This is a genomic window from Paenibacillus sp. JSM ZJ436 (assembly GCF_044383795.1).
Classification (GTDB): Bacteria; Bacillota; Bacilli; order Paenibacillales; family Paenibacillaceae; genus Paenibacillus_AQ; species Paenibacillus_AQ algicola.
Map to the genome: position 1 here is coordinate 26277 of NZ_JBISEO010000012.1, position 18325 is coordinate 44601.

Sequence of the window (18325 nt, forward strand, 5' to 3'; positions counted from 1 at the left end):
AAGATGAATTGGAGGATATGAAACATGGCGGAGATGAAGTTCAAGAATCCGACCGGAACCCAGGATCTGCTGCCGGGTACAGTCGAGAAATGGCAGTTCGTGGAGGGCAAAGCAAGAGACCTCTGTCAGCGGTACAATTTTCGGGAGATCCGCACACCCCTGTTCGAGCAGACCGAGCTATTCGAGCGCGGCGTAGGTGAAACGACGGATATTGTAGAGAAGGAAATGTACACCTTCAAGGATAAGGGAGACCGCAGCATGACCCTGCGTCCGGAAGGCACGGCTGGTGTCGTTCGCGCGTACGTTCAGAACAAGCTGTATGGCGAGCCCGATGTCACAAAGCTGTATTACATTGCGCCGATGTTCCGCTACGAGCGTCCGCAGGCCGGCCGATACCGCCAGTTTCACCAGTTCGGCATCGAGGTGTTCGGAGCTGCGGACCCGTCTATTGATGCGGAGGTTATTGCTCTGGGCTACTCGTTTACGAAGGAGCTGGGGCTGTCCGGTGTCAAGGTAGAAATCAACTCCGTGGGCACACCGGAAATAAGGGCGGCTTACCGGGAGCGCCTGCTGTCCTTCCTGACGCCGATGAAGGATCAGCTGTGCAGTGACTGTCAATCCCGCATGGACCGCAATCCGCTGCGGGTGCTGGACTGCAAGAAGGATCAGGACAAGTTTGACGGAGCCCCTTCCATTTTGGAGAGTCTGGATGAAGCCTGCAGTCAGCATTTTGAACAGGTGAAGGCCTACCTGGATGCGATGGAGGTCAACTACGAGGTCAACCCGAGAATGGTGCGCGGCCTGGACTACTACACCCATACCGCGTTTGAATTCAAAGCACAGGGAATTGGTGCGATTGATACGGTGGGCGGCGGCGGCCGTTACAATGGACTGGTGGAACAGATCGGCGGTCCGGATCAGACCGGTATCGGATTTGGCATCGGGCTGGAGCGGATTATGCTGATCCTTGAGCATCAGAGCATTGAGCTGAATGCGGTTAAACCGCTGGATGTGTATCTTGTAGCGCTTGGAGAAGCGGCGGAGAAGGAAATTACGAAGATTATTTTCCAGCTCCGCAGTGCCGGCATTTCCGCAGAGCGGGATTACCAGGGACGCAAGATGAAGGCGCAGATGAAATCAGCAGACCGTCTGCAGGCGCGCTATACGGCGATTTTGGGGGACGATGAGCTGGCCAAAGGCGAGATTGCCCTGAAATCGATGGAAACCGGAGAGCAGCGGACGGTAAGGCTTGATGAGCTGCATAGAGAACTGTGTTAGGTTAACCCGGCCATAATGACTTTAAATATATGAAGAGGGGTAGATGAAATCATGTTAAAAAGGACGCATCATTGCGGTCAGTTGACGGCTGCAAATATCGGAGAGACGGTAACACTGAACGGCTGGGTACAAACCCGCCGTGACCTGGGGGGCGTATTGTTCATTGATCTGCGCGACCGCAGCGGAATTATGCAGGTGGTATTCAATCCGGATTTCTCCGGCGAAGCGCTGGCTGTGGCTGACAAGGTTCGCAGTGAGTACGTGCTGGCAGTAACCGGTAAAGTCGTTCAGCGTGATCCGGAAACCGTAAACAAGAACCTGGCTACAGGTGAAATTGAGGTTCAGGTTACCGAGATTGAAGTGCTGAACGCCGCCAAAACGCCTCCGTTCTTTATCGAGGACGGTGTTGAGGTGGACGAGCAGCTGCGCTTGAAGTACCGTTACCTCGATCTGCGCCGGCCGGAAATGCAGCAGACGCTCATGCTTCGTTCCAAGGCGTCGAAGATTTTCCGCGACTTCCTGGATGGAGAAGGGTTTGCAGATGTCGAAACACCGATTCTGACCAAAAGCACGCCAGAAGGCGCGCGGGATTATCTGGTGCCAAGCCGCGTGCATGCAGGGGAGTTCTTTGCACTTCCGCAGTCCCCGCAGATTTACAAGCAGCTGCTGATGGTCAGCGGCCTGGAGCGTTATTACCAGATCGCCCGCTGTTTCCGGGATGAGGATCTTCGTGCTGACCGTCAGCCGGAGTTCACACAGGTCGACATCGAGACTTCCTTCATGGAGCGCGATGACCTGCTGTCGATGATGGAGCAGCTGATGGTTCGCCTGTTTAAGGAAACGATTGGCGTTGAGCTGGCGACTCCGTTCCAGCGCATCAGCCATGCGGACGCGATGGGCAAATACGGCTCGGACAAGCCGGATCTGCGCTTTGGCATGGAACTGATTGAAATGAATGATATCGTAGCTGACAGCGGTGTGAAGGTGTTCGCTTCCGTAATCGAAAAAGGCGGCGAAGTAAAGTGCCTGAACGCTAAAGGCTGCGGTACATGGACACGTAAGGAAATTGATGACCTTGGACCATTTGCTGCCCGCTACGGTGCGAAGGGCCTGGCCTGGATTCAAGTGAAGGAAGGCGAATTCAAGGGGCCGATCGTGAAATTCTTTACTCCCGAAGAGATTGAAGCGGTGAAGGAGCGCACTGGCGCGGAAGAAGGCGATCTGCTGCTGTTCTCGGCGGACACGAAAAAGGTCGTTGCGGATGTTCTGGGCGCACTGCGTCTGCGAATCGGCCGTCAGCTGGGCTTGATCAACGATAAAGAATTCAAATTTGCCTGGGTGCTGGACTTCCCGCTGCTAAGCTACGATGAAGAGCAGAAGCGCTATGTAGCAGAGCATCATCCGTTCACTCGTCCTAATGATGAGGATGTCGAGCGTCTGGAGAGCGACCCGCTCAGTGTTCGTGCACAGGCGTATGACCTGGTTCTGAACGGCTATGAGGTTGGCGGCGGCTCCATGCGGATCTACAAGCGTGACGTTCAGGAAAAAATGTTTGCAGCCCTCGGCTTGTCTCCCGAGGAAGCTTACGAGAAGTTCGGATTCCTGCTGGATGCGTTTGAATACGGCACACCGCCGCATGGCGGCATTGCTTTCGGCTTTGACCGGCTTGTTATGCTGTTGGCTGGACGTACGAACCTGCGTGAGACGATTGCGTTCCCGAAAACCGCGAACGCAACCGATCTGCTGATGGATTCTCCGTCCGAGGTGGATGGAGGTCAGCTGGAGCAGCTGCACATTAAGCTGGCCAAGAAGCCGGTAGAAGAGAAGAAAGAAAGCAACGGATAGTATTGCGCTGCCCGTTGTGAAGATACAGCGCTCTAACCATATGTAAGAAGGAGGAACAAATCCATGCTGCATCAATTTTCGCGCACCGAGCTTGCGATTGGCCCGGAAGGGCTGGAGACGATGAAGAACAGCACGGTAGCTGTGCTTGGCATCGGCGGTGTCGGCTCGATTGCCGTCGAAGCTCTGGCGCGCACGGGCGTAGGCCGCATTATTCTGATCGACAAGGATGTCGTGGACATTACCAATATCAACCGCCAGATTCATGCACTGACCTCGACCGTCGGACAGAAGAAGGCCGACTTGATGGTGGAGCGGGTGAAGCTGATCAATCCGGAGTGCGAAGCGATTGCGCTGAATATGTTCTATACGGATGAGACGTATGAAGAGCTGTTCAAATATGATCTGGATTATGTCTTGGATGCATCAGATACGATCATGTACAAGATTCATTTGATCAAGGAATGCCTGAAGCGCAGCATTCCGATCATTTCGAGCATGGGCGCAGCTAATAAGATGGATCCGACCAAGTTCCAGGTGGCCGACATCTCAAAGACGTCGATGGATCCCATTGCACGAGTGATCCGTACCAAGCTTCGGAAGGACGGGATTAAGAAGGGCGTCAAGGTGGTCTTCTCCCTGGAAGAGCCGATGAAGCCGCGGAAGGATGTAACCGACAAGATTGTGCCGGAGAATGCTCCGGAAATCCGCAAAGCAAAGCAGCCTCCGGCGAGCAACGCATTTGTTCCCCCGGTTGCCGGCCTGATTATGGTGTCGGTAGCTGTGCGGGAGCTGCTGGAGAAGGCTGGAATTTCAACATAGCATCACAGGATTGCAGGCGTTAGAAGACCGCAGGTGTCAGAGCGGACTTCCGGCGCCTGTTTCTTGTCTTTTACTCGGTTCTAAAAAAGTTTGTCGCCGTGAAGTCCATGTGCTACAATGAGTGTCCTTTTCCTGATCAGGATTCATGATAAATGATACAATTCAGGATACATTTGAGATTCTTAGGAGGTAACTGAAGGTGACGGATGCTTTTCAAAGTGCCTATCAAGAAGAAGAGCGGCATTTAAACAAAACTCTTCATGAAATTGAGCAGCAGCTGGAACGGCTGCGCAGTGTGCCTGTGTATACGGGACATGATTTTACAGAGCAGCTGCTGGAGGCCGGCCGGGAGGAACGGAGGCAGTCGCTTGCCAAGAGCCAAGTTCAGCCCTATTTTGGCCGGCTTGATTTCCATGAGAACGGCAAAGAGCAGCAATATGCATTATACATAGGCAAGACGGGCTTTGACCGGGAGGAGGCCGGGGAGCATCCCGTGGTCATTGACTGGCGGGCTCCTGTGGCGAGCCTGTTCTACTCCTTTACCGGTGGAGACGAGCCTGCTTCTTATGAAGCTCCAGAGGGGCTGATCGAAGGCTTGGTGTATCTGAAACGCAACGTCATGATTCGCAAGCAGATTCTGGAACGAGTATCTGACACCTATCAGCGGGGAGGGGGCGGGCCTGCCGTCACTGATGAATTTCTCGTCTACCGTCTGGGGGAGAACAAGGATAACAAGCTGCGGGATATCGTATCAACGATTCAGGCCGAGCAGGACAAGATTATCCGTGCCGTCAAGAACACGGCTCTGATTATCCAGGGCGTGGCGGGCAGCGGGAAGACGACCGTGGCGCTGCATCGGCTTGCTTTTTTGCTGTATCAGTATAAGGAGCAGGTGTCCGCAGACAAAATGATTATTTTCGCGCCAAATCGTATGTTTCTGGACTATATTTCAGAGGTGCTGCCAGAGCTTGGCGTTGGAGATATTCAGCAGCGAACATTTACCAGCTGGGCGCAAGAGCTGCTGGAAATGTCGCTGACGGAGCAGGAAGGTGCAGATACCTTGGCCTACTGGTTTGAAACCGAGCCAGGGAAAGGCACGCGGGAGCTGAGTGATGAGATCAGTGGACGGTACAAAGGCTCGATCTCGTTCATGAAGCTGATTCAGCGCTGTATAGAGCAGCTGGAGCATGCGGCGCTGCCGGACATGGATTTCGTACCGTGGGAAGGGGCCCTGCTCTGTAAGGAAACCATACGCGAGTGGTATGAGGCTGAATATAAGCCGTATCCGCTCGCGAAGCGCAAGGAAAGAGTGCTTGCAAGAATGCATCGCTGGGTAGAAATGGAGCTGAAGAAATCGCCATCGCTAGCCGCTCTCAAAGAGCGGAAGAAGAAAGCCTCGCAGCGAGAAAAGTCCTATGCCAACCAATGGCCGAAACTGGAGCCGCTAAATCTGTATAAGCAAATTTTCGGGGTGACAAAGGCTCCATTCTGGGAAGCGGATATGACCAGCAGCATCCCGGAGGCCACTCGCTCTGCGGCGCGCAAGGATTTGAAAAAAGGGCTTCTGCGGGAGGAGGATCTGGCGCCGCTGGTGTACATTCATACCCTGCTTCATGAGATCGAAGGAGAGCAGCGTTTTCATCATGTAGTCATTGATGAAGCGCAGGATTTCTCGCCGATTCAAATCGCGTTATTGGACCAATTTGTGCAAGGCCATTCCTTCACGATTTTGGGAGATTTATCGCAAGGCATTCACGGCTATAAGGGCGTGCATGCCTGGGAAGAAATGAGCTCCTGGTTTGACGAGGAGCATCAGGCATATTTTGCGCTCACTCGAAGCTACCGTTCTACGATGGAAATTATCGAGTTCGGAAATATGATTCTGGACAAAGGGGTTCACAGTCCCCTCCTGGCGGTGCCTGTATTTCGAAGCGGAGATCCTGTGCGGCTCATTCCTTATGGAAATCCGGGATCCAGCAGCCGAGTAGAGGAGCTGGCGCGGGCGCTGCGGCATTTAAGTCAAAAAGGGAGCTACCGGACCGTATCCATTCTGACCCGTACCTTGCAGGAGGCAAGAGCACTTCATGCTGCGCTGGCAGCAGAATGTCGTGACCTCAACCTGATCGACGGAAGCGAAGGGACCTATCACGGCGGCTTATCCATTCTTCCGGTGTATCTCTCCAAAGGGCTGGAATTCGATGCCGTCATCCTGGCGGATGCCGATCGACGGCATTATCCGGAGAAGCAATGGGATGCCCGATTGATGTACGTGGGCTGTACGCGTGCTCTGCATGAGCTGTGGCTGATGTATGAGGAAGAGCTGCCGGCATACCTGGGATCAGCGGCTGGAGAGACGGGCTGGCCGGCAGAGCTAGAAGCGCTGTAAGTGTGTTATGATAGATGCAGCATGACCTCAACGATGTACAAAAGGAAGTGTTCGCATGGATTTGTTCTCCATAGGGCGGGAGGAGGACGCGGCCGCACGGCTGCTGGCCGATCGGATGCGTCCTCAAAGCCTCGATGAATATATAGGTCAAGAGCATATTATAGGACCGGGCAAGCTGCTGCGTCGGGCTGTGGAAGGCGATCAGGTTTCGTCCATCTTGCTGTACGGACCTCCGGGCTGCGGTAAAACCACATTGGCGCATATCATTTCCCGGCATACCCAAGGGACGTTCGTCCGATTAAACGCTGTGGACGCCTCCGTCAAGGACGTCAGAGAGGTGATCGAGCAGGCCCAGAACAATCGATCCCTATACGGCAGCAAGACCATTCTATTCCTGGATGAGGTGCACCGCTTTAACAGCGCCCGTCAGGACGCGCTGCTGCCTGCTGTAGAGAAGGGGACGATTATTTTTATAGGGGCGACGACAGAGAATCCGTTTCATTATGTTAACGGAGCCTTGATGAGCCGGTCCACCTTGTTTCAGCTGCAGCCGCTTACGAAGGAGCATGCACTGGAGGCCATGCACCGGGCCCTGAAGGACAACGAACGCGGATTGGGATTTATGGACCTTGTGGCAGATGATGACGCACTGGCTCATATATCAGCCATGGCGAACGGAGATATCCGCAGAGCCTTGAATGCGCTGGAGCTAGCAGCCATGACCACACCGCCGGACGCCACCGGAACTGTGCATGTTACTCTGGCCGTAGCAGAGGAATCTATCCGGCGGCCGATTGTAAAGGCGGACGAATCTACCCAGTACGACGTCTTGTCTGCCTTTCACAAAAGCATTCGCGGCTCCAGCGATGCGGCGCTCTTCTGGTTCTTATATGCGGTAGAGAAGCTTGGGATGGATCCCATGACTTTTATTCGCAGGCTGATTGCAGCGAGCAGCGAGGATATTGGCCTGGCGAATCCCCAGGCAATGGTTCAGGCCGTGAGCGCACTGGAGGCTTACCGCAATAACGGCTGGCCGGAGGCCAAGCTGAATATTGCCCAGGCGATTCTTTTTTGCGTGGAAAGCCCGAAGTCCAATGCCGTATATACCGCGATCCATTCGGCCATGGCTTCAATAGAGCAGGTTCCCTCCGCGGAGGTGCCGCTGCATTTGAGGGATACCCACTACAAGGGTGCCGTGAAGCTCGGGCATGAGGGATATCGTTATCCCCATGACTATCCCGGTCACTATGTGAAGCAGGAGTATCTCCCGAGGGAGCTCCAGAACAAAGTGTTTTACCGGGCAACGGAGCAGGGAAGCGAGCAGAAGATTGCTCACAATCAGCGCCTGCGCCAAGGAGAATAACGTGACGGGCTCTATTCCGGGCAAGGGCAAAAATATACTTCTCGTCGCTGTCGGCGGGGCCGCAGGGGCGCTCGCCAGATCTGGTCTGGATGCCGCAATTCCTGCACCCGCCTCCGGCTTTCCGCTGGGCATCCTGCTTGTGAATCTGGCGGGGTGCCTCCTGCTGGGCTGGCTGCTGGGCGGCGGCGCTGCTGCTGTGAAGCTTCCGGCAGAGGCCACGCTGCTGCTGGGAACCGGTTTAATGGGGGCTTTCACAACCATGTCCACCTTTAGTGTTCAGTTACTCCGACTCCTAGAGAGCGGACAGCACTTGTCTGCACTAGCCTATATCGCCTGTAGTCTTATAGGCGGACTCTTGCTATCTTGGGGAGGCCTCTGGCTGGGAAGAAAGAGCACGCCTCTGAGGGAGGCGGATCGCCGATGATTGCGCTATATATTGCGGTAGGAGGCATGCTCGGTGCGGCAGCACGATATGCGGCCGGGCTGCGTCTCGGGTATTCAGGCAAGGGCTTTCCTAGGGGCACGACCGTCGTAAATGTGTCGGGATCTATGCTGCTTGGCGTCATTGTCGCGAATGAGCAGGCGCTGTCTCCGCAGCTGTATGCCCTGCTGGGCATCGGCTTTTGTGGAGCGTTCACTACATTTTCCACGTTTGGCTATGAGACGGTGACATTGATGATGCAGAAGAAGAGGCGGCTGGCTGTGCTTTACGTGGCCGTCACGCTCATTTTGGGACTGTCAGGTGCGGCGGCAGGGTATTATACTTCACGACTGATCCTGTAAAGGGGTATACCGGTTTTTACAATGCAAAAGGGGGAATCATCATGCGTAAATCAGGGGCTGTATGGCTGCTGACGGCGGTCCTGCTGGTTAGCGGCTGCGGCAACGGGGGGGCTCAAGATGATCATGCGGGAGAGCATGCAGCGGAACATGAGGTTGACCATCATCTGCAGGAGCACGGCTCTCAGCACAAGTTGAGTAATGGAGACCTTCAAGAGTTGACGTCATCGGGTGAGGTGCTGCCTTCTTTTCTGGACGGCAAGAGCAATGACATTCGCGCTGTCTACAGCATCGCTGCTCAAATTACAGATGTGCTTCCGTACATCCCGTGCTATTGCGGCTGCGGGGAAAGCGCGGGACACGAGAGCAATCTGAACTGCTTCATTAAAGAGGTACGGGAAGACGGGAGCATACTGTGGGATGATCATGGTACGCGCTGCGGCGTCTGCCTGGATATTGCTGTGGAATCCGCCAAGCTGAAATCCGAAGGGAAGAGTCTGAGTGAGATTCGCGAGGCTGTGGATGCCAAATACGAGAACGGCTATGCAAAGCCAACTCCGACGCCGATGCCGGCCTCATAACGGTCTTCTATCATTGTAAAAAGAGCTCCGAAGGGCGAATTCTCGCCTTCCGGAGCTCTTTTCTGTTATTCACAAGATTGTCAGCACCTCAGATCCGTCGCGGGTGGAGGGGCTGAAGCTTACAGCTCAATGGAGTTTCTTAAATGAAGCGCGGCGCCGGTTACAGAGGCAGCCTCCATCAGCTGCCCCTTGGTAAACTGCGGCTTGTACTGTGCGTTATAGCCAGTGTTGGCAGCCGCAATTTGTATGGCCGTATTGTAGTACATCGTATTGGAGTGGATCAGGGCGCCTCCCAATATGACCTTTTCCGGCTGGAATATATGAATCAGGTTGCTAAGCCCGATGCCGAAGTAGGATGCGGACTGGCTGAACAGCTCCACCGCGTAGGGCTCAGAGGCCTTCAGTGCCTGAATCAACACATCAAAATTAATCTGCTCCGGGGGCAGCTCCTTTTGCTGCCGGAACAGAGCGCGACCCATTTTGGCATCGGACTGAGCCTTTTGCTCCATGGCTTCAATGGAAGCATAGGCTTCCAGCGCTCCATAATTCCCCGTATTATTCAGCCTTAATCCGCCTGCCTGGACAATCATTTGTCCAATGGCATCCTCCATATCCATGGCCCCATGAACGATGCGGCCATGAGACATCATGGCAGAGCGGAGGCTGACGCCAGCGTGAACATACAGCACGTGCTGGATGTTCTCATGCCGCAGTGACCACTGCTCTCCAATGAGCGCTGAATTGACCCCGTTCTCCAGAATCGTCCGAAAGCCGGTTTCCTCTTGGAACCATTGGCAGATCGGAACATCACTCCAGCCTCTTGCCGGGAAATATTGCGGATTCAAAATCGTTCCCGTAGACCGGTTCAACGGGCCAACGGCCCCGATCCCGAGTCCCTGAATGCGTTCCGGTGCGATCTGATGGTCCCGAAGAAACATCCGCATATGGCGCAGCACATATTCCTTGAACCGCTCCGGTGTCATGCCCTCATCCATATGCCAGTGAATCAAGGATTTAGGATTCAGCTGCATATCGAACAGACCGAGAGAGGAATGAATCCGGGATACCTCCAGTCCAAAAATATATCCATAATCCGGAGTGATCCGGTATAGTATGGGACGCCTGCCGCCCCGGGAGGGACCAAGATCCGCAGCCTCGATCAAGTGCTGCTCCAGCATTTCATCCAGCAGCCGGGTCAGGGTGCTGCTCTTGATCAGGGTCTTGTGCTGGAGCTCAGCCTTGGTGATGGAGCCGGCTTCTGCAATGAGGGAGTATATGAGCATTTTGGATGATGGCGTGTACAAATCTTCAGTCTGCATAGCGATTTAGGCTCCTTGTGGAAGTTCTATGTATGATTATAACGAAAGCAGGCCTTTTTTTCCAAGAAAAGTCTTTCTTCCAAAGATGTATAAAGTGGTTTAAATAACTACAAATTTGATGAACTTACTCTGAATTAAAATGAAAAATGCTTTAAATTCAAGAATGGTCAAAATACTTAATTCCAAAATGGAATAAAGGTGCTACAATAGAGGTATGAAAGCAAACATCTTTGGAGGTGACCTTCCTTGTCTAACGAACGGCGTCGTTTAATTATAGATCTGTTCAAAGCTTTTTTTCAGATTGGACCGTCTACATTCGGGGGCGGATACGCTATGCTGCCTGTTATTGAACGGGAGATTATGGTGAAGCGGGGATGGATGGATGAAAAGGAAATGGCAGATATGATTTCCCTCTCCGGCTCGGCACCGGGAGGCGTTGGCGTTAACGCAGCAGCATTTATCGGGTACCGCAAGGCTGGAGTTCCCGGCGCAGCAGCAGCAGTGATCGGCATTACGCTTCCTACTTTCCTCATTGTCATTTTACTGAGCGTGTTCTACCTGATGTTTCATGACCATGAGAAGACTCAGGCTGCGCTGCAGGGCATTCAAGGGGCCGTCATTGCACTTATCCTCTTAGCCGCTTATCGGATGGCAAAGCAGTCGGTATTTGATATATCAACGGCCGTCATGATGGCTTCCGCAGTCATTATTCTCGTCGTCTTCCCGATCAGTCCGATTTATATGATTGGCTTTGGCATTCTGGCAGGTATTGTGTTTATTCAGATCAAGCGCTGGATCGGGCTGTCGATTCAAACCGAGAAGGAAATCGTTGTGAACGCAACCCCTCAATCCTACAGTCCGGAGTATTATATCTAACGGTGTAACGGCTTTACATTAAAGGGGGTTCATTACGCATGCTGCTGCAATTATTTCTTACTTTTCTTAAAATAGGCTTTGTCTCCTTCGGTGGAGGCTATGCCGTCATTCCACTCATTCAATTCGAGGTATCCGAGTACGGCTGGCTGTCGAACGACGAGTTTCAGAGTACGGTGGCGCTGGCCGGAATGGCGCCGGGACCGATTGCCACGAACACGGCGACGCTGATCGGCTTCAAGACCTCCGGCGCAGCCGGGGCCATGGCTGCCACAGCCGGGATTGTACTGCCCTCGCTGCTGATTATTGTTACGCTTGCCACTTTATTTTTCCGGGTTCGCCATAACAGCCTTGTGCGCTCCTCATTCTATGGATTAAGACCGATCGTAACCGGGCTGATCGTTTATGCTGCATTGCACTTCGGCTTTCTTGGCAACGGCGAGGTTGCTGTGACCTGGAGCAGCATTGGCACCCTGATCATCTGCGGCCTTAGCCTGCTGCTTCTGATCCGCTACAAGCTGCATCCGCTGCTGCTCATTCTGGCAGCCGCTGCAGCCGGCATTGTGTTATTCTAAATTAAATTAAAGCTTCCATATTAAAGGGGGAAGAGATATGAGTTCATCCGGTAACTGCTGTGCCGCTAGCCGCAGCAACGCCAATCAAGCCGTTAAGGAGCAGGTGATGACAGAGGCTACTCTTTTGCCAGGCGAAGGAAAAGAGCATGCCGGGGCGATGGTCAGCCTGCCTGGCGGAGCCTTCTGGATGGGTACGAACTCTACGGACGGCTTTCCGGCCGACGGAGAGGGGCCAGAGCGCAAGGTCCAGCTTGATGCCTTCGAGATCGCTCCTTATGCGGTCACTAATGCGGAATATAAGGCTTTTGTGGATGCTACAGGCTATGTTACAGAGGCTGAAAGCTTTGGCTGGTCTTATGTGTTTCACCTGCTGGTGCCCGAGGAGATCAAGCAGCATGTCGAGCATGTGCCGCGGGATGTTCCCTGGTGGTATGTCGTGGAAGGGGCTTACTGGAATGCTCCGGAGGGTCCGGGGTCTCATGTGGAGGATCGGTTGGATCATCCGGTCATTCATATTTCATGGAATGATGCGGATGCCTATTGCCGCTGGGCGGGAGTCCGGCTGCCTACGGAGGCGGAGTGGGAGTATGCGGCCCGCGGAGGATTGGAGCGCAGAACATATCCATGGGGAGATCTGCTGAAGGTGGACGGCGAGCATCGCTGTAACATCTGGCAGGGCAAATTCCCCGTGCGTAACAGTGAACTGGATGGCTATGTCGGCACCGCACCGATGGATGCCTTTTTGCCTAACGGATACGGTCTTTATAATATGTCAGGAAATGTGTGGGAGTGGTGCAGTGACTGGTTCAGCCCGGATTACCATCAGACCACTTCCGCGGACAACCCCCGCTATAGTCGTTCTACCGGAAAGCGCTCCATGCGGGGCGGATCCTACTTATGTCACCGCTCATACTGCAATCGGTACCGGGTGGCTGCGCGCAGCTCCAACACGCCGGACAGCTCAACAGGCAATTGCGGGTTTCGGGTTGCTCGATCTTTGTAGTGGTATGGAAACAGACACAAAAGAGGCTGTCCCACAAGATCTAGGGTCTTGCGGGATGGCCTCGTTTGCCGCCGTAGAGGAGAAATAACAGCAAGGCGGCAATAAACCAAAATAAAGACATGGCGGTGCTGGGATAACCTCCCTGACTCCACCATGTCTTTATTTTTTGCTTCAGGTCTCACTCAAGTGAGCTGCCTCGTTAAACAAGAATCTACTTGGGGGACAGCCTCTTTGGGTTTAATACGAGATTTTCTCTGACAATTCTATGGTTCCGCCGCCCAAGCAGGTTTCTCCGTCATAAAAGACAACGGCCTGCCCTGGCGTGATCGCTTTCTGCGGAGAGGCAAAGGCCACATGGGCAGTCCCGTCTTCCCGGCGGGTGACGGTAACCTCTTGGTCCGGCTGACGATAACGGAATTTGGCGGTGCAGGTGAATGACGCGGCGGGCACAGCCGCTTCCCCTGCAATCCAGTTCAGGCCGGAGGCAACAAGGCCGGTAGAATACAGGCTTGGGTGGTCACCTTGAACGACGTACAGGATGTTATCCTGAAGGTTCTTGTCGGCCACAAACCAAGGCTCTCCGGAGCCGGAGCCGCCGATGCCGAGGCCCTGGCGCTGACCTAGCGTATAATACATCAGCCCGTCATGCCGTCCCTTCACGTCCCCTGTCACAATATCGACCATATCTCCGCCCTGCGCCGGCAAGTATTGTCCCAGAAATTCTTTGAAGTTGCGCTCGCCAATAAAGCAGACGCCTGTGCTGTCTTTCTTCTTGGCCGTGTACAGTCCTGCTTCCTCTGCGAGGCGGCGAACCTCCGGCTTCGGTAAATGACCGATTGGAAACATCGCTTTGGACAGCTGTTCTTGATTGAGCGCGTTCAGGAAGTAGGTCTGATCTTTATTGCTGTCCACGCCGCGGAGAAGAGAATACACTCCGTCGTTCTCCACAACACGCGCATAGTGACCGGTGGCCACATAATCCGCACCCAAATCGATAGCCTTGTTCAGAAACTCGCCAAACTTGATTTCACGATTGCACATGACATCCGGGTTCGGGGTTCTGCCTGCCTTATATTCATCCAGAAAATAGGAAAATACTTTATCGTAATATTCCTTTTCGAAATTGATGGTGTAATACGGGATATCCAGCTGCTCACAGACACGGCGTACGTCCTCGGCGTCCGCTTCTGCGGTACAATAGCCGAATTCATCAGTATCGTCCCAGTTTTTCATGAAGATGCCGATAACTTCATAGCCCTGCTGCTTCAGAAGCAGCGCGGTCACGGAAGAATCGACACCACCGGACATACCGACGACGATCCGCTTGCGGGTTGCTTGTTCTGTCATTGTTGATCACCATTTTCTAATTTGAATTGTGCCCATACCTGTATTCTATCACAACCTGTCCAGCTCTACACGGACATGATTTGTCCACTCCAGGTGAACAATTTGATGAACAGCTCCTGAAAATTCCCCATAAACGGCTATGGTATGTTACCATATACAGAGGTATTTGATCGGAATAAAGAGGTTATGTTAATGAGGGTGTGAAATCTTTTCCATTTTCCGATGAAATCAAGGAAGAAATAAACATATAACAACCATTGTAGAGAGGTGTCCCCTTAATGAAGATATCAACAAAAGGCAGATATGGATTGACGATTATGATGGAGCTGGCGGCCAAGTTCGGAGAAGGGCCGACCTCGCTGAAGAGCATTGCCGAGAAAAATCAGCTGTCTGAGCATTATCTGGAGCAACTCATTGCTCCACTGCGTAATGCCGGGCTCGTCAAGAGCATCCGCGGTGCCTACGGCGGCTATATTTTGTCCCGGGAGCCGGAAAGCATAACGGCCGGTGACATTATCCGCGTGCTGGAGGGACCGATTTCCCCGGTCGATTTTACGGAAGAGGATGACCCGGCTAAGCGGGATTTGTGGCTGCGCATTCGGGACAGTATTGCCGAGGTGCTTGACTCCACAACGCTGGACAACATGATTCACTATCAGGAACAGTCCGCTTCGGACAATTATATGTTCTATATATAGGCGGTGCAGGGATGAACAAAATTTACTTGGATCACGCGGCTTCCTCTCCAATGCACCCGGAGGCCGCAGCGGCGATGATGTCCGTCATGACCGGGCACTTCGGGAATGCTTCCAGCGTTCACGGCTTCGGCCGCGAAGCCAAAAAGATCGTGAATGGCTCCCGTGACCGGATTGCAGCCTTGCTCGGCTGTGATCCGGATGAGCTGATCTTTACATCTGGCGGTACAGAGAGCGACAACCTGGCTATTCTGGGAACGTTGGCGGCAGATCATGCCCGCGGCAAGCATATCATCACATCGTCTGTGGAGCACCATGCGGTGCTCCACACCTGTCATGAGCTGGAACGGCAGGGCTGGGAGGTAACTTATCTGCCGGTGGACAAGACAGGACGGGTATCTGTAAGTGATGTAGAAGCAAGCATTCAAGATGAGACAGCGCTGATTACGATTATGTATGGCAACAATGAAGTGGGCACGCTTCAGCCTATCGCCGAGATTGGGGAGCTGGCGCGCAGCCGCGGCATTGTCATGCACACGGACGCTGTTCAGGCGCTGGGGATGGAGGAGATCTCGTGCCGGGAGCTGCCGGTGAATTTATGGAGCTTCTCGGCACATAAGGTGAACGGGCCGCAGGGAATCGGTGCGCTTGTCCATCGCCGAGGAACTTCCCTGGCACCGCGTCAGCACGGCGGCCTGCAGGAGAAGAAGCGCCGGGCAGGCACCGAGAATATGGCGGGCATTGCCGGCTTCGCCAAGGCTCTGGAGCTTGCCGTGCCATCCCTTTCCAAGCGCCGGGGTCATGCAGAAGAGCTGCGCAGCACGCTGCTAACCGGACTTCGCGCCGAAATCGGCGAAGAAGCTTTCGTCATCAATGGCAGCGAGGAGCACTACATGCCGCATATTCTGAATATCAGCTTCCCGGGCATCCCTACAGAAACGATGCTGATGAATCTGGATATGGCAGGCATAGCAGCGGCGAGTGGCTCCGCCTGCACGTCAGGCTCCCTTGAAATTTCACATGTTCTGCTGGCAATGAACCTTCCTGAAAATGTTTATCGCTCCGCGATTCGCTTTAGTTTTGGTTTGGGTAATACTACTCAAGAAATGGAGTACACATCACAAAAAATTGGAACCTTCCTGAAACGGCTGCGTAAATAACCCTCAAGGATTCTCTCTTGAAATGGGTCAGGAGGTGTCAGTAGTCCATTTCATCCTTAGCACGAGCAGCGGCCATCGCTATCATCGTGCGAATTCGTAAAGGGATGAGGAGGTATCCAAGTCTTATGAAGCTTCAGGAAATGATTGGACTCGCTGTATTCGACGTGGAGAACGGCAAGGAGATTGGGAAAATCCACGATTTTATATTAGATGAACAATGGAATATTACCGGTTTTGAGCTGGAAGGCAAGGCTCTCTTTTCCTCACATGTGAAAACCGTATCATGGGACAACATTGAGGCTTATGGAGAGGATGCCGTCATGATCCGGAGTGAAGAAGTGATCGAGAAGACGGATGCTGACCAAATACCCTATACCTATCTGCTGGGGCGGCGGAAATTGAAAGAGATGCAGGTGCTGACAGAGGACGGGATGCTGCTCGGACGCATTTCGGATGTTTATTTTGAGCAGGAACAGGGCAATAAAGTACTAGGACTCGAAATTTCAGACGGATTTGTATCGGACTTGATTGAAGGCCGCAGATGGCTGCCTTGCACCCCGGAGATGAGTATTGGAGAAAGTGCCGTTATGGTGCCCCCGCTCAGCGAACAGCGACTGGAGAAAGCCATTAATTCTGTGAATGGATAGGTGAGGTTAGGATGTTGAAATGTCCAAATTGCAATTCCAAGGATATTGGTAAGATTGGCTCGCACCAATTTTACTGCTGGGGATGCTTTATTGAATTAACTGTCAATGGTGAGAAAATGTCTGTATATCAGGTGGAAGAGGATGGAACACTCAGCTCGCTGGATGATCTGTTCTTTGGCGAGGAATATCCGCAGGATTTTCCTCCCATGCAGGCTTCTAACTGACGCAGATTTACATAGAATCATGACGGGAATCACACCCTTATGGCGCATGGGCGCTCACAGGGTGTGATTCTTTTTTTATAATTTGCAGGGCTCGTACATATACTTACAAGGCAGGTGGCTTCTGAAAGCTGTGGAAGGAGAGGATGTCTTGTGGATCAGCTGGGTGCAAGCAAATGGTTCAGGCTGCTGATCTGGGTGCTGCTTTCCCTGATTATTTTATATTTCGTATGGCTGCTGCGGCCGATGCTGATGGACGTATACCGATTCTTAAAGGCCGTGCTGGCGCCGTTTTTAATTGCCATGATCATATCCTATGTGTTAAATCCCATCGTCTGTCTGCTCTCGGAGCGCAAGATGCCTCGAAGCATAGCAGTGCTGCTTATTTATGCCGTATTTCTGACCTGCCTGGCCGTTATCATCATAAACATGATTCCGATGCTGATCCGCCAGCTGGAGGAGCTCAATGAGCATCTTCCCGAATTTACGATGCATGCCCAGAGCCTGATGAGCAGCCTAGACAGCAAAATACTGCCGCCCGGTGTTCGCACAGGCATGAACAGCTGGTTGTACCATATGGAAACCCGTGTCGCTGGCAGTATTTCGCAGTTTATGGACAATATCGGCACGACGATCGGTGTGCTGTTTAACATTCTGGTGGTACCTTTTCTAATCTTTTACATCTTGAAGGATTTCGAAGTGTTCCAACGAACGGCAGTTTCTTATTTGCCCCGGGGCCGCAGAAAGTCGATTGTAACCATGCTGCGAGAGATTGATACAGCGCTGGGCAACTATGTTCGGGGGCAGTTTATCGTCTGCCTGATTATCGGAGTGCTGGCATATATCGGCTATATGCTTATCGGAATGCCGTACGCGCTGCTGTTTGCCAGCATTGTGGCCCTGTTTAACATTGTTCCGTACGTCGGCCCGTTCTTCGGTGCGGCTCCGGCCCTACTGATGGCGTCAACCATTTCACTGAAGCTGCTGCTGCTTGCGGCCCTGGTGAATGTTGTGTGTCAGATGCTGGAGGGCAACGTGATTTCTCCGCAGGTTGTCGGCAAAAAGCTTCATATGCATCCGCTGTTAATTATTTTTGCGCTTCTCGTCGGCGGACAGCTTGCCGGCATGGTGGGACTGATTTTGGCGGTACCGGTCTTTGCGGTTATGAAGGTGCTGCTGCAGCATTTTTTCGCCTACGCCGTTCGCCGGAAAACCTGACCCTATAAAAGGGATTGCCCTTCATTGACAGAAGCAGAGGGCATGGATATACTTGAAAATATTAAGTCCATATGACCTAAATCGATGAGGGAAAGAAGTAGATCTGCCGGATGCTTTACCAGAGAAGAAGCTCCTGCTGCGTGCTGCAGCGTTGGGTGCAAGAGCTTCAAAGCATCGCTGATCGAAAGCAGATTTCCGAGTGTGAGCCTAACCTC

Annotated in this window: 18 protein-coding genes; 16 read left to right on the plus strand and 2 right to left on the minus strand. The window is 53.0% G+C overall.

Annotated elements, in window-relative coordinates; translation table 11 throughout:
- Nucleotides 1-33 precede the first annotated feature (33 nt).
- The 8 genes from hisS to ACH6EH_RS15030 all read left to right on the plus strand — a co-directional run bounded on the left by hisS (nucleotide 34) and on the right by ACH6EH_RS15030 (nucleotide 9052).
- Nucleotides 34-1278, plus strand: a complete 1245-nt coding sequence (gene hisS, locus ACH6EH_RS14995) for a histidine--tRNA ligase (RefSeq protein ID WP_208203011.1) — start codon at nucleotides 34-36, stop codon at nucleotides 1276-1278.
- Between the two features lie 51 nt (nucleotides 1279-1329).
- Entirely contained in the window at nucleotides 1330-3123 is a 1794-nt protein-coding gene (gene aspS / locus ACH6EH_RS15000) for an aspartate--tRNA ligase (protein WP_138225107.1), read from the plus strand.
- A gap of 63 nt (nucleotides 3124-3186) precedes the next feature.
- On the plus strand, nucleotides 3187-3942 hold the full coding sequence (locus tag ACH6EH_RS15005; RefSeq protein WP_138225108.1) for a tRNA threonylcarbamoyladenosine dehydratase: 756 nt from the start codon (nucleotides 3187-3189) through the stop codon (nucleotides 3940-3942).
- Nucleotides 3943-4141: 199 nt separating this feature from the next.
- The gene (locus ACH6EH_RS15010) at nucleotides 4142-6328 is read left to right on the plus strand and encodes a HelD family protein (RefSeq protein ID WP_397332915.1); all 2187 of its coding nucleotides are present in this window, start codon (nucleotides 4142-4144) and stop codon (nucleotides 6326-6328) included.
- Nucleotides 6329-6383: 55 nt separating this feature from the next.
- Nucleotides 6384-7691, plus strand: a complete 1308-nt coding sequence (locus tag ACH6EH_RS15015) for a replication-associated recombination protein A (protein ID WP_397332916.1) — start codon at nucleotides 6384-6386, stop codon at nucleotides 7689-7691.
- A 1-nt stretch (nucleotide 7692) separates the two neighbouring features.
- Entirely contained in the window at nucleotides 7693-8115 is a 423-nt protein-coding gene (crcB, locus tag ACH6EH_RS15020) for a fluoride efflux transporter CrcB (RefSeq protein ID WP_397332917.1), read from the plus strand.
- The gene (crcB, locus tag ACH6EH_RS15025; protein WP_397332918.1) at nucleotides 8112-8474 is read left to right on the plus strand and encodes a fluoride efflux transporter CrcB; all 363 of its coding nucleotides are present in this window, start codon (nucleotides 8112-8114) and stop codon (nucleotides 8472-8474) included. Before crcB (ACH6EH_RS15020) ends, crcB (ACH6EH_RS15025) begins: the two co-directional genes overlap by 4 nt.
- 41 nt (nucleotides 8475-8515) lie before the next feature.
- Nucleotides 8516-9052: a PCYCGC motif-containing (lipo)protein gene (locus ACH6EH_RS15030; protein ID WP_397332919.1), complete on the plus strand. Its 537-nt coding sequence runs from the start codon at nucleotides 8516-8518 to the stop codon at nucleotides 9050-9052.
- Between the two features lie 119 nt (nucleotides 9053-9171).
- Here the strand turns inward: ACH6EH_RS15030 and ACH6EH_RS15035 are convergent, their stop codons facing one another.
- Entirely contained in the window at nucleotides 9172-10371 is a 1200-nt protein-coding gene (locus ACH6EH_RS15035; protein ID WP_138225113.1) for an ROK family transcriptional regulator, read from the minus strand.
- A gap of 246 nt (nucleotides 10372-10617) precedes the next feature.
- Between ACH6EH_RS15035 and ACH6EH_RS15040 the strand changes: the two genes are divergently transcribed.
- From ACH6EH_RS15040 to ACH6EH_RS15050, 3 genes are all read left to right on the plus strand, one after another.
- A complete protein-coding gene (locus ACH6EH_RS15040; protein ID WP_138225114.1) occupies nucleotides 10618-11247 on the plus strand; it encodes a chromate transporter in 630 nt (209 codons plus the stop codon).
- A gap of 38 nt (nucleotides 11248-11285) precedes the next feature.
- Complete coding sequence (locus tag ACH6EH_RS15045; RefSeq protein WP_138225115.1) at nucleotides 11286-11819, plus strand: chromate transporter; 534 nt, start codon at nucleotides 11286-11288, stop codon at nucleotides 11817-11819.
- A 106-nt stretch (nucleotides 11820-11925) separates the two neighbouring features.
- The gene (locus ACH6EH_RS15050; protein ID WP_483875082.1) at nucleotides 11926-12822 is read left to right on the plus strand and encodes a formylglycine-generating enzyme family protein; all 897 of its coding nucleotides are present in this window, start codon (nucleotides 11926-11928) and stop codon (nucleotides 12820-12822) included.
- 237 nt (nucleotides 12823-13059) lie between these two features.
- Here the strand turns inward: ACH6EH_RS15050 and mnmA are convergent, their stop codons facing one another.
- Nucleotides 13060-14169: a tRNA 2-thiouridine(34) synthase MnmA gene (mnmA, locus tag ACH6EH_RS15055; RefSeq protein ID WP_138225129.1), complete on the minus strand. Its 1110-nt coding sequence runs from the start codon at nucleotides 14167-14169 to the stop codon at nucleotides 13060-13062.
- Nucleotides 14170-14447: 278 nt separating this feature from the next.
- Between mnmA and cymR the strand changes: the two genes are divergently transcribed.
- From cymR to ACH6EH_RS15080, 5 genes are all read left to right on the plus strand, one after another.
- Complete coding sequence (gene cymR / locus ACH6EH_RS15060; protein WP_138225130.1) at nucleotides 14448-14867, plus strand: cysteine metabolism transcriptional regulator CymR; 420 nt, start codon at nucleotides 14448-14450, stop codon at nucleotides 14865-14867.
- Between the two features lie 11 nt (nucleotides 14868-14878).
- Entirely contained in the window at nucleotides 14879-16024 is a 1146-nt protein-coding gene (locus ACH6EH_RS15065; protein WP_397332921.1) for a cysteine desulfurase family protein, read from the plus strand.
- 125 nt (nucleotides 16025-16149) lie between these two features.
- Nucleotides 16150-16671, plus strand: a complete 522-nt coding sequence (locus tag ACH6EH_RS15070) for a PRC-barrel domain-containing protein (RefSeq protein WP_138225132.1) — start codon at nucleotides 16150-16152, stop codon at nucleotides 16669-16671.
- A gap of 14 nt (nucleotides 16672-16685) precedes the next feature.
- Nucleotides 16686-16895 (plus strand): hypothetical protein, encoded by a 210-nt coding sequence (locus tag ACH6EH_RS15075; protein WP_175415399.1) that lies wholly within the window; start codon nucleotides 16686-16688, stop codon nucleotides 16893-16895.
- A 150-nt stretch (nucleotides 16896-17045) separates the two neighbouring features.
- Nucleotides 17046-18110: an AI-2E family transporter gene (locus ACH6EH_RS15080; protein WP_397332922.1), complete on the plus strand. Its 1065-nt coding sequence runs from the start codon at nucleotides 17046-17048 to the stop codon at nucleotides 18108-18110.
- Nucleotides 18111-18325: the final 215 nt, after the last annotated feature.

What these genes read in the sequence shown, in the direction of transcription:
- hisS (WP_208203011.1), top strand. Translation starts at nt 34, where the DNA reads ATGAAGTTCAAGAATCCGACCGGAACCCAGGATCTGCTGCCGGGTACA.
- aspS (WP_138225107.1), top strand. Translation starts at nt 1,330, where the DNA reads ATGTTAAAAAGGACGCATCATTGCGGTCAGTTGACGGCTGCAAATATC.
- ACH6EH_RS15005 (WP_138225108.1), top strand. Translation starts at nt 3,187, where the DNA reads ATGCTGCATCAATTTTCGCGCACCGAGCTTGCGATTGGCCCGGAAGGG.
- ACH6EH_RS15015 (WP_397332916.1), top strand. Translation starts at nt 6,384, where the DNA reads ATGGATTTGTTCTCCATAGGGCGGGAGGAGGACGCGGCCGCACGGCTG.
- crcB (WP_397332918.1), top strand. Translation starts at nt 8,112, where the DNA reads ATGATTGCGCTATATATTGCGGTAGGAGGCATGCTCGGTGCGGCAGCA.
- ACH6EH_RS15030 (WP_397332919.1), top strand. Translation starts at nt 8,516, where the DNA reads ATGCGTAAATCAGGGGCTGTATGGCTGCTGACGGCGGTCCTGCTGGTT.
- ACH6EH_RS15035 (WP_138225113.1), bottom strand. Translation starts at nt 10,371, where the DNA reads ATGCAGACTGAAGATTTGTACACGCCATCATCCAAAATGCTCATATAC.
- ACH6EH_RS15045 (WP_138225115.1), top strand. Translation starts at nt 11,286, where the DNA reads ATGCTGCTGCAATTATTTCTTACTTTTCTTAAAATAGGCTTTGTCTCC.
- ACH6EH_RS15050 (WP_483875082.1), top strand. Translation starts at nt 11,926, where the DNA reads ATGACAGAGGCTACTCTTTTGCCAGGCGAAGGAAAAGAGCATGCCGGG.
- mnmA (WP_138225129.1), bottom strand. Translation starts at nt 14,169, where the DNA reads ATGACAGAACAAGCAACCCGCAAGCGGATCGTCGTCGGTATGTCCGGT.
- cymR (WP_138225130.1), top strand. Translation starts at nt 14,448, where the DNA reads ATGAAGATATCAACAAAAGGCAGATATGGATTGACGATTATGATGGAG.
- ACH6EH_RS15065 (WP_397332921.1), top strand. Translation starts at nt 14,879, where the DNA reads ATGAACAAAATTTACTTGGATCACGCGGCTTCCTCTCCAATGCACCCG.
- ACH6EH_RS15070 (WP_138225132.1), top strand. Translation starts at nt 16,150, where the DNA reads ATGAAGCTTCAGGAAATGATTGGACTCGCTGTATTCGACGTGGAGAAC.